This is a genomic window from Ensifer sp. Root31, from assembly GCF_001424825.1.
GTDB lineage: Bacteria > Pseudomonadota > Alphaproteobacteria > Rhizobiales > Rhizobiaceae > Ensifer > Ensifer canadensis.
Genome location: NZ_LMCO01000001.1, coordinates 307,838 through 321,318 on the forward strand (window position 1 = coordinate 307,838; position 13,481 = coordinate 321,318).

Sequence of the window (13,481 nt, forward strand, 5' to 3'; positions counted from 1 at the left end):
CACGGGTCAGACTGGAGACAGACAAGAATGGCAACGCCTGAAACGACGACGGAGGTCCCGCAGGATTTCGAAGCGCTGAAGGCGGTCATTCTGGAGCGAAAGGCGCAGCTGCCGAAACGGTTGAAGCAGGTGGCCGCCTATTCGCTTGACAATCCCGACGAGATTGCCTTCGGCACCGCCGCAAGCATCGCCACCTCGGCCGACGTCCAGCCGTCGACCCTGGTGCGCTTTGCCCAGCACTTCGGCTTCGAGGGCTTCTCCAGCCTGCAACAGATTTTCCGCGCCCGCCTGCGCGAGCGCACGCCTGGCTACGAAGACCGGCTGAAGGCACTGAGCGAGAACGAACACAGCAAGCTCGAGAGCGGCTCGATCTTCAACGGCTTCGTCGCCGCCGCCCACCGCTCGCTCGACAACATCGCAACCTCGGTCGACCCGGAAGCCTTTGAGCGCGCGGTCGACATCCTCGCCAAGGCCGAGACGGTCTATCTGATCGCCAAGCGCCGCTCCTATCCGATCTCCAGCTACATGGCCTATGCCTTCGGCAAGCTGAAGGTGAAATACCAGCTGGTCGGCACGGCCGCCGGCATCGATGACGACATGCTGGCGATGGCTGGCAAGAACGATGCCGCGTTTGCCGTCAGCTTCTCGCCTTACGCCTCCGAAAGCGCCACCCAGGCGCGGCTGCTTGCCGAGCGCAAGGTGCCGGTGGTGTCGCTGACCGACTCGGCGTTCTCGCCGCTGGCGGAATCTTCCAAGGTCTGGTTCGAACTGGTCGAGGCGGATCACGCCGGCTTCCGCTCGCTTTCCGCCAGCATGGCCTTCGCCATGGCGCTGACAGTCGCCATTGCCGAGAAGCGTCGCCGCCTGCTTGAAGAGACGAGGACGGAATAGAACGGATAGAATGAAAATTCTATATTGACGAAACGCCGGAATTTATGTTTCATACCTGCATCACCCACAGAACGAGAATGGTCGGGGCCGCAAAGGCGTCCGCGGGGAGGAAGCAGTGAGCCAGAACGTTTCGCCACAGGGAGCAAAGCCGCTCGACCTCATCACCATAGGCCGGGCATCGGTCGACCTCTATGGCCAGCAGATCGGCACCCGGCTTGAGGACGTTGCGAGCTTTGCCAAATCGGTCGGCGGCTGCCCCTGCAACATCTCCGTCGGCACCGCGCGGCTCGGGTTGAAGTCGGCGCTTTTGACCCGCGTCGGCGACGAGCAGATGGGCCGTTTCATTCGTGAGCAGCTGACCCGCGAAGGCGTCGAGACCCGCGGCATGGTAACCGACCCGGAGCGCCTGACGGCGCTCGCCATCCTCGCCGTCGAGAACGACAAGTCCTTTCCGCTGCTGTTCTACCGCGACAACTGCGCCGACAATGCGCTGTGCGAAGACGACGTTTCTGAAGACTTCATTCGTTCGGCGCGGGCCATCCTGGTTTCCGGCACGCACTTTTCCAAGCCCAACACCGATGCGGCGCAGCGCAAGGCGATGCGTATCGCCAAGGAAAACGGCGCGAAGATCGTCTTCGACATCGACTACCGCCCGAACCTCTGGGGCCTTGCCGGCCATGATGCCGGCGAAAGCCGCTACATCGCCTCCGACCGCGTCTCGGCCCATCTGAAGACAGTTCTCGCCGACTGCGACCTGATCGTCGGCACCGAGGAAGAAGTGTTGATCGCGTCGGGCGAAAGCGACCTGCTGCAAGCGCTGAAGACGATCCGGGCGCTGTCCACGGCGACGATCGTCCTGAAGCGCGGCCCGATGGGCTGTATCGTCTATGACGGTCCGATTTCCGATAACCTCGAAGACGGCATCGTCGGCAAGGGTTTCCCGATCGAAGTCTACAATGTGCTCGGCGCCGGAGACGCCTTCATGTCCGGCTTCCTGCGCGGCTGGCTGAAGAACGAACCGCATGCGACCTCCGCGACCTGGGCCAACGCCTGCGGCGCCTTTGCCGTCTCCCGCCTGCTCTGCGCGCCTGAGATCCCGACCTGGACCGAGCTGCAGTTCTTCCTGGAGAAGGGCAGCAAGGAACGGGCGCTGCGCAAGGACGAGGCGATCAATCACGTGCATTGGGCGACCACGCGCCGCCGCGAAATCCCGCTGTTGATGGCGCTGGCGATCGACCATCGCAGCCAGCTGGAAGATGTGGCCGCCGGCAACCCGGAGCTACTTGCCCGCATCCCGGCCTTCAAGGTTCTGGCAGTCAAGGCGGCGGCACAGGTGGCGGCCGGCCGTTCCGGCTTCGGCATGTTGATCGACGACAAATACGGCCGCGACGCGCTTTATGCTGCCGGCGCCCACCGCGACTTCTGGATCGGCAAGCCGATCGAGCTTCCGGGCTCGCGGCCGCTGCAGTTCGAATTCAGCCAGGACCTCGGCAGCCGCCTGATCGACTGGCCGGTCGACCACTGCATCAAGGTGCTGTCCTTCTACCATCCGGACGACCCGGCCGAGATGAAAGCGACGCAGGTGGCCAAGCTGCGCTCGGCCTTCGAGGCGGCTCGCAAGGTCGGCCGCGAAATCCTGATCGAGATCATCGCCGGCAAACACGGCAAGCTCGACGACCAGACCATTCCGCGCGCGCTCAACGAGCTTTACGATGCCGGCCTCAAGCCCGACTGGTGGAAGCTCGAGCCGCAGGCAAGCCGCAGCGCCTGGGCAGCGATCGATGCGGTCATCGAAAAGCGCGATCCGCTCTGCCGCGGCGTCGTGCTGCTCGGCCTCGAAGCCCCCTACGAGGCGCTGAAGGACGGCTTTGCCGCGGCCCGCACATCGAAGACGGTCAAGGGTTTTGCCGTCGGCCGCACCATCTTTGCCGATGCCAGCAAGGCCTGGCTCGGCGGCACCATGACCGACGAGCAGGCGATCGCCGACATGGCCGGAAAATTCAAGGCGCTGGTGGATCTCTGGCTGCAACTGGGTGAAACAAAGGCGGCGTAGGATCGGCGGAGTCCTTAACTCGATTCCGATCTGAGAAATTATACAGTCGGCGAAACGGGACGATTTCGCCACGAGGAGGAAACAGAGTATGAGCCAGAAGACCGTGCGCCTGACCATGGCACAGGCCGTGGCGCGGTTCCTGACCCGCCAGATGACCGTCATCGACGGCAACAAGGTACCGATCTTCGGCGGCGTCTTCGCCATCTTCGGCCATGGCAACGTCGCCGGCGTCGGCGAGGCGCTGCACGGCATCAAGGATACGCTGCCCACCTACCGCGCCCAGAACGAGCAGGGCATGGCCAATGCCGCGATCGCCTTTGCCAAGGCGAGCTTCCGCCGCCGCTTCATGGCCTGCACCACCTCGATCGGCCCCGGGGCGCTGAACATGGTGACGTCGGCAGCCCTTGCCCACGTCAACCGCCTGCCCGTTCTTTTCCTGCCCGGCGATGTCTTCGCCAATCGAAGGCCCGATCCGGTGCTGCAGCAGGTGGAAGGTTTTGCCGACGGCACGATCTCGGCCAACGACTGCTTCCGTCCGGTTTCGCGCTATTTCGACCGCATCACCCGGCCGGAGCAGATCATCCCGGCGCTGCGTCGCGCCATGCAGGTTTTGACGGATCCGGCCGATTGCGGCCCGGTCACGCTCTCGCTTTGCCAGGACGTGCAGGCGGAAGCCTATGACTATCCGGAAGCCTTCTTCGACGAGAAGGTCTGGTCTTCGCGCCGCATCGAGCCCGATGCCGATGAGCTCGCCTCTGCTATTGCTGCGCTGAAGGCAGCCGAGAAGCCGGTGATCGTCGCCGGCGGCGGCGTGCTCTATTCGGAAGCCAGCAAGGCGCTGGCCGCCTTCGCGGAAAAGCATGGCATTCCGGTTGTCGAGACCCAGGCCGGCAAGTCCTCCCTGCCGCACAGCCATCCGCTCAACATGGGTTCGGTCGGCGTCACCGGCACGTCAGCCTCCAACCAGCTGGCGGAAGCGGCCGACGTCGTGCTCGCCGTCGGCTCGCGGCTGCAGGACTTCACCACCGGCTCCTGGTCGCTGTTCAAGAACGAAGGGCTGAAGATCGTCGGCCTCAATGTCCAGCCGTTCGATGCGGCCAAGCATGAGGGGCTGCCGCTGGTCGCCGATGCGCGCATCGGCCTCGAACGCATTTCCGCCGAGCTCGGCAATCACAAGGCCGACACCGCCTGGACCGACAAGGCCAAGGCCGGCAAGGCCGAGTGGCTGAAGGCCGCCGACAAGGCGACGGCAACCACGAATGCGGCGCTGCCTTCGGACGCACAGGTCATCGGTGCGGTCCAGCGTGCACGCGGCGGAGCGGAGACGGTCCTCGTCTGTGCGGCAGGCGGGCTGCCCGGCGAGTTGCACAAGCTCTGGCAGGCGGAAACGCCCGGCGGCTACCACATGGAATACGGCTTCTCGACCATGGGCTATGAAGTCGCAGGCGGCCTCGGCGCCAAGCTCGCCCGCCCCGACAGCGACGTCATCGTCATGGTCGGCGACGGCAGCTACATGATGCTGAATTCAGAGATCGCCTCGTCGATCATGCTCGGCGCCAAGATCACCATCGTGCTGCTCGACAATGCCGGCTACGGCTGCATCAACCGGCTGCAGATGGCAACCGGCGGTGCCAACTTCAACAACCTCTTGCGCGACACGCACCATGTCGAGCTGCCGGTGATCGATTTCGCTGCGCACGCCGCGGCGATGGGCGCGCTCACCCGCAAGGTCGGCTCGATTTCCGAACTGGAATCGGCGCTGAAGGAAACGGCAGGCGAAGCCCGCACGACCGTGATCGTCATCGACACCGATCCGCTGATCACCACCGACGAAGGCGGCCATTGGTGGGATGTCGCAGTCCCCGAGGTTTCCAACCGTACGGAAGTCAACGAGGCCCGCAAGGGCTACGAGAAGGCGCTGACCTCCCAGCGCTTTGGCTGAGATTGCCCTTTCGGCGCCCGCGTTGTCCACGTGGGCGCCGTTGCGCATTTATGCCCCTCACCCTAACCGTCTCCCCGCCTGCGGGGAGAGGGAACTTCGGAGAGCGCGGCATATCCCTTCTCCCTGCAAGCGGGGAGAAGGTGGCGGCAGCCGGATGAGGAGCCATCGTCGCCCTCCCCTGCCGTACGAGTGAGACACAACAAACCTTCCGCCCCAAGCGGATGACGCAAGAGAAAGTGAAAGACATGATCCGCTACGGAACCAATCCGATCGCCTGGAGCAACGACGACGATCATTCGATCGGCGCGCATCTGACGCTCGAGGATTGCCTCTCCGATTGCCAGAAGATCGGCTTCGACGGCATCGAGAAGGGCCACAAGATGCCTTCCGATCCGGAAGCACTGAAGGCAAAGCTCGCCTCCTACGACCTCGTCTTCGTCTCCGGCTGGCACTCGACCAACCTGCTCACCCATGACGTCGAGACAGAGAAGAAGGCGATCCAGCCGCATCTCGACCTCCTGAAGCACAATGGCTGCAAGGTGGCGATCGTCTGCGAGACCTCGAACGCCATTCACGGCGATGACACCAAGTCGGTCGCCAACGACAAGCCGGTGCTGCCGGCAGACCAGTGGAAGAAATTCGGTGCAGACCTCGAAGCGATCGCGCAATATTGCGCCGACCAGGGCGTCGATCTCGTCTACCATCACCACATGGGCACGATCGTCCAGACCGGCGAGGAAATCGACCTGTTGATGCAGAACACCGGTCCGGCAACCAAGCTTTTGCTCGACACCGGCCATGCCTGGTTCGGCGGCTCCGACCCGGCCGAGGTTGCGAAAAAATGCATGCACCGCGTCCGCCATATCCATTGCAAGAACGTGCGCACTGCCGTGCGCAAGGTCGTCGAAGGCGAAGGCCTCTCCTTCCTCGAAGGCGTGCGCCGCGGCGTCTTCACCGTTCCGGGCGACAGCGAAGGCGGCGTCGATTTCCTCCCCGTCCTGAAAATCGCCGCCGAACACAATTACGATGGCTGGCTGGTGATCGAAGCCGAGCAGGATTCCGCCGTGCGCAATCCCTTCGAGTATCAGTCGCTCGGACTGAAATCGCTGAAGGCGTTTGCCAAGGAAGCCGGGCTCGATCGGGCTTAGCAGCCCCTCATCCGGCTGCCAGGTTCGAGGGGAACGCCCCTCATCCGGCTGCCGCCACCTTCTCCCGCTCGCGCGGAGAAGGGAAATGCCGCTAGCTCCGCGCCCCCCCTCGCAGCGTAAGGCGAAGAAGATCAGGCGCACTCCAGAATCCCCTCTCCCCGCTTGCGGGGAGAGGGCTAGGGTGAGGGGCAGGCCAAGAATGCCGCCGCCAAGTAAGAAGTCAGGAGACCGCCAAATGTCCAAACTGCTCGTCAAACCGAAGGCCAAGTCCGGCCTGATGCAGAACGTCACACCCGAAAGCGCCGGCTGGACCTATGTCGGTTTCGCGCTCAATCGGCTGAAGCCGGGCGAGACGACGCAGGGCGAGGCGGGCGACAAGGAAATTTGCCTTGTGCTGGTTTCGGGCAAGGCGAAGGTTTCGGTCGATGGCGAGGATTTCGGCGAGCTCGGTGAGCGCATGACGCCGTTCGAGGGGCAGCCCTATGCCGTCTACGTGCCGAAGGGCAGCCGCTGGCAAGTGGCGGCGACGACCGATCTCGATCTTGCGATCTGCTCGGCCCCGGGGGGCGAGGGTTTCAAGGCCAAGGTGATCAAGCCGGGAACACACCCGCAGCTGACCCGCGGCAAGGGCACCAACACCCGCTATGTCACCAACATCATGCCCGAGGACGACAGCTCCGCCCAGTCGCTGCTGGTGGTCGAAGTGATCACGCCGGGCGGACACACCTCTTCCTACCCGCCGCACAAGCACGACCAGGACGATCTGCCCGCCGAGAGCTACCTGGAAGAAACCTATTATCACCGCCTGAACCCGCCGCAGGGATTTGCCGTGCAGCGCGTCTATACCGACGATCGCTCGCTGGACGAGACCATGGCGGTGGAAGACGGGGACGTGACGCTGGTGCCGAGGGGATATCACCCCGTTGCGGCCGTGCACGGCTACGACGTCTATTATCTCAACGTCATGGCCGGGCCGAAGCGGGTCTGGAAGTTCCACAACGCCCGCGAACACGAGTGGCTGTTTACCGGCGTTTAGGAGCGACGTGGCGCACCTACCGATCAGGACCTTAGGTGTGCGCCGATCCGTACGGCACCGTGCCGTACCGTTGCACTGGGATGGACGGATGCGGGCCGCCCCAGAGCCGTTAGTGCGAAGCGGCTTTCCTTCAGGAAATGCGAAAAATGGAGCGTTTCCGTGACTCCGTTTAGGACGGAAACGCTCTAGGTTATGGTCTTTCAGGGAGGCTTTGCCATGCGGATCGACGGACAATGCCATTGCGGCTTCGTGACCTATGAGGCGGAGATCGATCCGGACGATGTCGCGATCTGCCACTGCACCGATTGCCAGCAACTGACGGGAACGGCCTACCGGGTGTCGGCCGGCACGGCCCGCGAGAATTTCCGACTGACCGGGGGCGAACCAAAGCTCTACGTCAAGACCGCAGAGAACGGCCGCAAGCGGCTGCAGTTCTTCTGCCCGAACTGCGGTTCGCCGGTTTACACCACCGGCACGGACGAGGACGCCGAAGAGGTCGGCATTCGCCTCGGGACGATCAACCAGCGCCGTGAGCTCACCCCGAAATCACAGATCTGGCGCTCGTCCGCCCTGCCCTGGATCAACGACGTCGGTGCACTGCCCGGTCACGACAGGGATTAATCCCGGTCATGCCTCGGCCGTCATCCTTATTTTCAAGTGTGCCCAGGCTTGGCCGATCACCTCGGGTGCCGGGGTTCCGGTCATCTGCGACGGACGCGCGTCCGGGTTGGCCGCGAGGTAGGCTTTGACGAGATGATAGCCGATCGAATAACCGGCCCAGCGGGGAAGCGGGTTGCCATGGCTGCTCCAGCCGAAGAACCAGGCGCTGTGGTTGTAGGCGTCGGCCCAGAGCTCCAGCTCGGCCTGCTCGATAACCCCCAACCAGTCTTCGGCAGGGATAGCGTGGTTCCAGCGATTGCCATCGCCACCGTTGATCTCGGCGTCGAAAGCGTCCGCCAGGCCCTCGGTGACCAAGACTTCTCCCAGCCTGAAACCATAACCGCACATCGCGTGGCGGAAGGAATGGTGAAGTTCGTGCGTGAGCGTCTTTCGCAGCTCGCCATTGGCGAGACTGGCGGCGAAGTTGGGATTGTCCGGATCGAGCGTGACCGTCACGAGCCCGCGGCGGTAGCAGGCACCCGACAACCCAAGCTCCGGAATCGTCTCGCCCGGCCGGCGCTCGACGATGACATCGACGGGCGCAGCCCTGTCGGCCGCGGAAACGCGACCGCCGACACGCTCTGCCGTCACTTGCACGTCTGCGAGGATCTGCTCGCGCCATTGTGCAAGGGCTCCATCGGCTTCGAGGAAGTGAACGCGCAGGTCCAGCATTCGGCACATCTCCGGTCGTCATCGTCATTCGACGGCGGAATTTAAGCATGCGGCCGTCGATTGCAACGCCGGAAGGACAAAAGCATCAGCCCATGCCTGCGCCCATTGTCGCGCCGACCTTGCGGCCGTCGCAGCGGTTACAGTCGATCGCCATGGCCGGAAAGGCGCGGCCGGTGTAAGAAAGAACTGAAACATCCGACGGGCCACCAGTGCCCGACCAGGCGAGGCGATGGCAAAGGGCCGATTCACGATATTCCCCGGCCGCATTGGCGGCATCGAGGCCGTCGAGGCGGCGTCGGGGCACGTGTTTGCCCGCCACACGCATGAGCAATTCGGCATCGGCCTCATCCACCAGGGCGCCCAGAAATCGCTGAGCGGTCGCGGCATGGTGGAAGCCGGCGCCGGCGACATGATCACGGTCAACCCCGGCGAGGTCCATGACGGCATGCCGATCGGCGATGCGGGACGGTCCTGGCGGATGCTCTATTTCGAGCCTTCCGCAATCGCCGACGCCATGGAGGACATCAGCCAGGGCAGGACGCGAAGTGCAGAATTCACCGCTCCCGCCTTCCATGATGAGCGAACGTCGAAACACTTCCAGGCTCTTTTTAGCGCGATCACCGCACCCGATGGCGATCGGACGGGGATGCAGGGCGAGGAGCACGTCCTGACGCTGCTGGCCGATGTGATGCGCGTGCGTGAGGGGAAAACGCATGGCGGACATGTGCCGTCGGCGATGCGCAGAGCGCAAAGCCTGATCGACGACGATCCGACCGTCGCCATCACCCTGTCCGACCTTGCGCAGGCAACCGGCCTCAGCCGATTTCAGGTGGTGCGCGGTTTTTCGAAAACCTTCGGGCTCACGCCGCATGCCTATCTCGTGCAACGCCGCATCGATCTGGCGCGGCGGCTGATTGCGCGGGGCGTGCCGCTTGCCGAGGCGGCAGTGGAAGGCGGCTTTGCCGACCAGAGCCACATGACCCGAATCTTCGTGCGCAAGTACGGCATTTCGCCGGGCGCCTATGCCGATGCATTCCATTGACCTGAAGACGCGCTTTGCGTTCTTGTTTTCGCGGATGTCGTCAATGCAGAATCGCTACACAGTTTTGCTCGCCACGCCTTAACGCCTGCAATTCCGTTCAAGACCGAAAGATCCGGATGAGGTTTTCTGCGCGCCAACGCAGGAGTGGCCGCATGACGGAAAAAATTCAGGGATACCTCTACCTCTCGCTGGCGATGATCACGGTCGGCAGCACGGTGATTGCCAGCAAGCTGATCGCTTCCGGCTTACCGCCGTTTAGCGCCACCGCCTTGCGCTTCGCGGTCGCCTTTCCGCTGTTCTTCACCTTGGTGCGACTGACCGGCACGCCTTGGCCAAGGTTGGAGCGGCGCGAGTGGCTGATCCTGCTCTTGCAGGCCGGAGCCGGCAGCGTCGGCTACACGACACTTCTGATTGCCGGGTTGCGCTACAGTTCGGCGACGGATGCCGGCGTCGTTATCGGCACTCTACCGGTCGTCTCTGCCGGAATCGCCATCCTGCTGCTCGGCGAACGGCCCAGCCGCTCGACCCTTGTCGCGATCGGGCTGGCGGCAGCGGGCGTTCTGACCATCGTGCTTCGGCCCGACGATGGTGCACACCATTCGCCGCTCGGCATCACTCTCGTCTTCGGCGCGGTGATCTGCGAAGGGCTGTTCATCCTGATCAACAAACGCATCCGAACGCCGATCGCACCTCTCGCCTTGTCCACCATCATGGCCGGCATGGGCGTTGCCGTCGCCATCGTGCCCGCTCTGTTCGAAGCGCCGTCGCAGCAAGGGGTCACGATGCAGTCGCTGGCAGCCGTGCTTTATTATGCCCTGGTCCCGACCGTTGCCGGCTTCATCCTCTGGTACGCAGGATCCGCCAGGGTGAGCGGAACGGAAGCCTCGGTTTTCACCGCTCTTGCACCCGTCTCCGCCGTGCTGCTGGCCTTCGTCATTCTCGGCGAACCCGTCAGCATCAACCAGCTCGCCGGCATCGGCTGCGTGCTTGTCGCCGTCCTCAGTCTTGCCATGCCGCATTTCCGGCCCAAGACTGCCGGCCAAACGCAGAGCTGACGCCGTCATCATCTCTTCCACTTCGAGGCATCCCATGCATTTCCAGCATTCAGACAGCATCTGGCGTGATTTTCCCGAGCTTGCAGCCGGCGCGCTCCACGTCGAGGGCATTCGCAGCGACGTTTCGGTCGCCGATGCCGTCGAGCGGTTTCAGGCGATCGCCAGGGACGTTCTTGCAACGCGCGCCGAAGGCGAACTTGCGGAAATTCAGGCGTGGCGCCGCACCTTCGCCAGGATGGGACTGAAGCCGACGCAGTATCGCTGCGCGTCCGAAGCCTTGCTGCGCCGGTTCAGGAAGGAGGGCGACCTGCCGTCGATCCATCCGTTGATCGACCTGTGCAACGCCGTGTCGCTGGCCTTTGCCATGCCCATCGCCGTCTTCGACGTTTCCCGCATCTCCGGCAATCTCGAGGTTACCCGCGCGGGCGGAGACGAGGTCTATGCAACCTTCTCCGGTGAAACGGAACACCCTGAACCTGATGAAGTGATCTTTCGCGATGCGGAGGGACGCGCCCATGCGCGCCGATGGACCAACCGGCAAAGCGGCTATTCGGCGATCCACCCGCAGACCACGTCGGCCCTCATCGTCGCGGAGGCGCTGCATGAAACCGCAGCGGCTGACGTGGCCGAACTCGTTGCCGCATTGGAGGAAGCCATCGCCGCCGCCTGGCATGTCCGCCCGACCTCTATGCTGCTCAGCCGAGCGGCGCCGCGGTTTGCCTTTGCCACACATGAGAGTCTTTGACGCAAGGCCACCGGTCATACTATCGCAGCCTCCCGGCAGCCTGCAGCGCCCCACGTCAAAAGGGGCGCGATGCTGCCGTTCTTTAAATTTGCCGCAAAGTTCCGCCTTTAACTCGACCCCGATTTAAGGATCATGCGGCGAGCAAGAGGCGATGATGACTGAAGGTACGCGATCAAAACTCGGTCTGGCGCGGCGAATGCTGTTCGATAATGGCGGGCTCGAAGAGATTTTTCGCCATGTGCGCAACCTGGTGATGGCGACCTTGGTGATCGCCGCCGGCATGCATGCGATCGAGAATGGCCGCAGCCTGGAGATCAAGGGCCTGCCCAACATCGCCGTGGCGGGCTACATCGTCTCCGTCATCGGCACAGTCCTGTTTCTGCTCAACCTGGCGGATGGTCTGCACAGGCTGTCGAAGGTGCGCCGGCACCTGGCGCTGCAGATCCTGCTTTTGGCGATCTACGTCTTCATAACCCTCAGGGTGACGCAGCTGGTGCTGGCGCTGCGCATGTCGGCCTTCTGATCGGCCGATGGTCAGCCGGCGAACGCCGCCGGCTGACAGTGTCATCGTTCACGCCGCCTTCTCACGCCGCTTTGGCGACGTGATATTCCTTGATCGCGACCATCTTGATCGCGGGATAACGTTCAGCCTCATAGCGCAGCGAGAAGCTGTCCTGCGCCAGGAACACCGGGTCGCCGTCGAGGTCGCGGGCGATATCGCCGCGACGGGCAGTGACGAACTTGTCGAGGTCACCAGGCTGATCGGCCGAAATCCAGCGGCAGACAGAGAAGCGCGACATTTCGAAGGAGACAGGCAGGCCGTATTCGGCCTGCAGGCGCTCCTTCAGAACGTCGAGCTGCAGCGCGCCGACGACGCCGACGATCGCCGGTGAGCCGTCTTCCGGCGAGAACAGCTGCACGACGCCCTCCTCCGCCATCTGCTGCAGGGCTTCCTTCAGCTTCTTGGCCTTCATCGCATCCTCAAGTCGCACGCGGCGCAGGATTTCCGGCGAGAAGTTCGGCACGCCCTGGAAAACGAGATGTTCGCCTTCCGTGAGCGTGTCGCCGATGCGCAGGGTTCCGTGGTTCGGAATGCCGACGACATCGCCCGCATAGGCCGTGTCGGCCAGCTGGCGCTGTGAAGCGAAGAAGAACTGCGGGGCGCTCAGACCCAGCTGCTTGCCGGTGCGCGACAGCCGCGCCTTCATGCCGCGCTCCAGCTTGCCGGAGCAGACGCGCGCAAAGGCGATGCGGTCGCGGTGGTTCGGGTCCATGTTCGCCTGAATCTTGAAGACAAAGGCGGTCATCTTGTCGTCGGTCGCATGCACCGTGCGCGTGTCGGCAACCTGGTCGCGCGGCGGCGGGGCGATCTCGCCAAGCGCGTTGATCAGGTCGCGCACACCGTAGTTGCGGAGCGCCGAGCCGAAGAAGACCGGCGTCAGGTGACCTTCAAGGAAGGCTTTCTTGTCGAACGGCTTGCAGGCCTCGATCGCCAGCGACGTCTCTTCGATGAAAGCATCGCGCTCGTTTTCCGGCAGGCGGTGAGCCACCATCTCAGGACCGTTGACCCTGGTCAGCACTTCCTGCGTATCGGCACCGCGCACGGTGTTGTCGGCAAGGTGATAGGAGCCGCAGAAGGTCTTGGAGCGACCGATCGGCCAGGTCACCGGCGCACAATCGAGCGCCAGCTTTTCTTCGACTTCATCGAGGATCTCGAAGGGGTCACGGCTCTCGCGGTCCATCTTGTTGACGAAGGTGATGATCGGGATGTCGCGCATGCGGCAGACTTCGAACAGCTTCAGCGTCCGCGGCTCGATACCCTTTGCCGCGTCGATGACCATGATCGCCGCATCGACCGCCGTCAGCGTGCGGTAGGTGTCGTCGGCGAAGTCTTCGTGACCGGGGGTGTCGAGAATGTTGAAGACATTGCCGCCATATTCGAAGGTCATCACCGAGGTGACGACCGAGATGCCGCGCTCGCGCTCGATCTTCATCCAGTCCGAACGGGTCTGGATGCGATCCTTCTTGGCCTTGACCTCGCCGGCGAGTTGGATGGCGCCGCCGAACAGCAGCAGCTTTTCGGTGAGTGTGGTTTTACCCGCGTCCGGGTGGGCGATGATCGCAAATGTGCGGCGGCGGGAGACCGCCTCGGCGAGACTTTCGGCCATGTCGTAGATTCCTGTGAGTTGCGGCGTCTTTACAGGCTCAGCCCTCATTATGCAATTGACCGGCGCAGT

Annotated in this window: 12 protein-coding genes; 10 read left to right on the top strand and 2 right to left on the bottom strand. The window is 63.4% G+C overall.

What is annotated here, in order from left to right; all coding sequences use genetic code 11:
- The first annotated feature begins 27 nt into the window (after positions 1-27).
- From ASD00_RS01455 to ASD00_RS01480, 6 genes are all read left to right on the top strand, one after another.
- Positions 28-891, top strand: coding sequence for a MurR/RpiR family transcriptional regulator (locus ASD00_RS01455; protein WP_025425644.1), 864 nt, complete (start codon positions 28-30; stop codon positions 889-891).
- 115 nt (positions 892-1,006) lie between these two features.
- On the top strand, positions 1,007-2,944 hold the full coding sequence (iolC, locus tag ASD00_RS01460; protein WP_025425643.1) for a 5-dehydro-2-deoxygluconokinase: 1,938 nt from the start codon (positions 1,007-1,009) through the stop codon (positions 2,942-2,944).
- Between the two features lie 88 nt (positions 2,945-3,032).
- Positions 3,033-4,886 (top strand): 3D-(3,5/4)-trihydroxycyclohexane-1,2-dione acylhydrolase (decyclizing), encoded by a 1,854-nt coding sequence (iolD, locus tag ASD00_RS01465; RefSeq protein ID WP_057204308.1) that lies wholly within the window; start codon positions 3,033-3,035, stop codon positions 4,884-4,886.
- A gap of 245 nt (positions 4,887-5,131) precedes the next feature.
- The gene (gene iolE, locus ASD00_RS01470) at positions 5,132-6,034 is read left to right on the top strand and encodes a myo-inosose-2 dehydratase (RefSeq protein WP_025425641.1); all 903 of its coding nucleotides are present in this window, start codon (positions 5,132-5,134) and stop codon (positions 6,032-6,034) included.
- A gap of 235 nt (positions 6,035-6,269) precedes the next feature.
- Positions 6,270-7,070: a 5-deoxy-glucuronate isomerase gene (gene iolB, locus ASD00_RS01475; RefSeq protein ID WP_025425640.1), complete on the top strand. Its 801-nt coding sequence runs from the start codon at positions 6,270-6,272 to the stop codon at positions 7,068-7,070.
- A 216-nt stretch (positions 7,071-7,286) separates the two neighbouring features.
- Positions 7,287-7,691 (top strand): GFA family protein, encoded by a 405-nt coding sequence (locus tag ASD00_RS01480; protein ID WP_025425639.1) that lies wholly within the window; start codon positions 7,287-7,289, stop codon positions 7,689-7,691.
- Between the two features lie 6 nt (positions 7,692-7,697).
- Here the strand turns inward: ASD00_RS01480 and ASD00_RS01485 are convergent, their stop codons facing one another.
- Positions 7,698-8,402, bottom strand: a complete 705-nt coding sequence (locus ASD00_RS01485) for a DUF2268 domain-containing putative Zn-dependent protease (RefSeq protein WP_025425638.1) — start codon at positions 8,400-8,402, stop codon at positions 7,698-7,700.
- Between the two features lie 229 nt (positions 8,403-8,631).
- Here ASD00_RS01485 and ASD00_RS01490 point away from each other — a divergent pair, with 229 nt between their 5' ends.
- The 4 genes from ASD00_RS01490 (at position 8,632) to ASD00_RS01505 (ending at position 11,767) form a co-directional block, all read left to right on the top strand.
- Entirely contained in the window at positions 8,632-9,444 is an 813-nt protein-coding gene (locus tag ASD00_RS01490; protein ID WP_025425637.1) for an AraC family transcriptional regulator, read from the top strand.
- A 152-nt stretch (positions 9,445-9,596) separates the two neighbouring features.
- A complete protein-coding gene (locus tag ASD00_RS01495) occupies positions 9,597-10,499 on the top strand; it encodes a DMT family transporter (RefSeq protein ID WP_025425636.1) in 903 nt (300 codons plus the stop codon).
- 34 nt (positions 10,500-10,533) lie between these two features.
- On the top strand, positions 10,534-11,244 hold the full coding sequence (locus ASD00_RS01500; protein ID WP_025425635.1) for a phenylalanine--tRNA ligase beta subunit-related protein: 711 nt from the start codon (positions 10,534-10,536) through the stop codon (positions 11,242-11,244).
- Positions 11,245-11,398: 154 nt separating this feature from the next.
- Positions 11,399-11,767 (top strand): hypothetical protein, encoded by a 369-nt coding sequence (locus tag ASD00_RS01505; RefSeq protein WP_225906196.1) that lies wholly within the window; start codon positions 11,399-11,401, stop codon positions 11,765-11,767.
- A 61-nt stretch (positions 11,768-11,828) separates the two neighbouring features.
- On the opposite strand, the gene ASD00_RS01510 is transcribed toward ASD00_RS01505, so the two are convergent.
- Entirely contained in the window at positions 11,829-13,412 is a 1,584-nt protein-coding gene (locus ASD00_RS01510) for a peptide chain release factor 3 (RefSeq protein WP_025425633.1), read from the bottom strand.
- Positions 13,413-13,481: the final 69 nt, after the last annotated feature.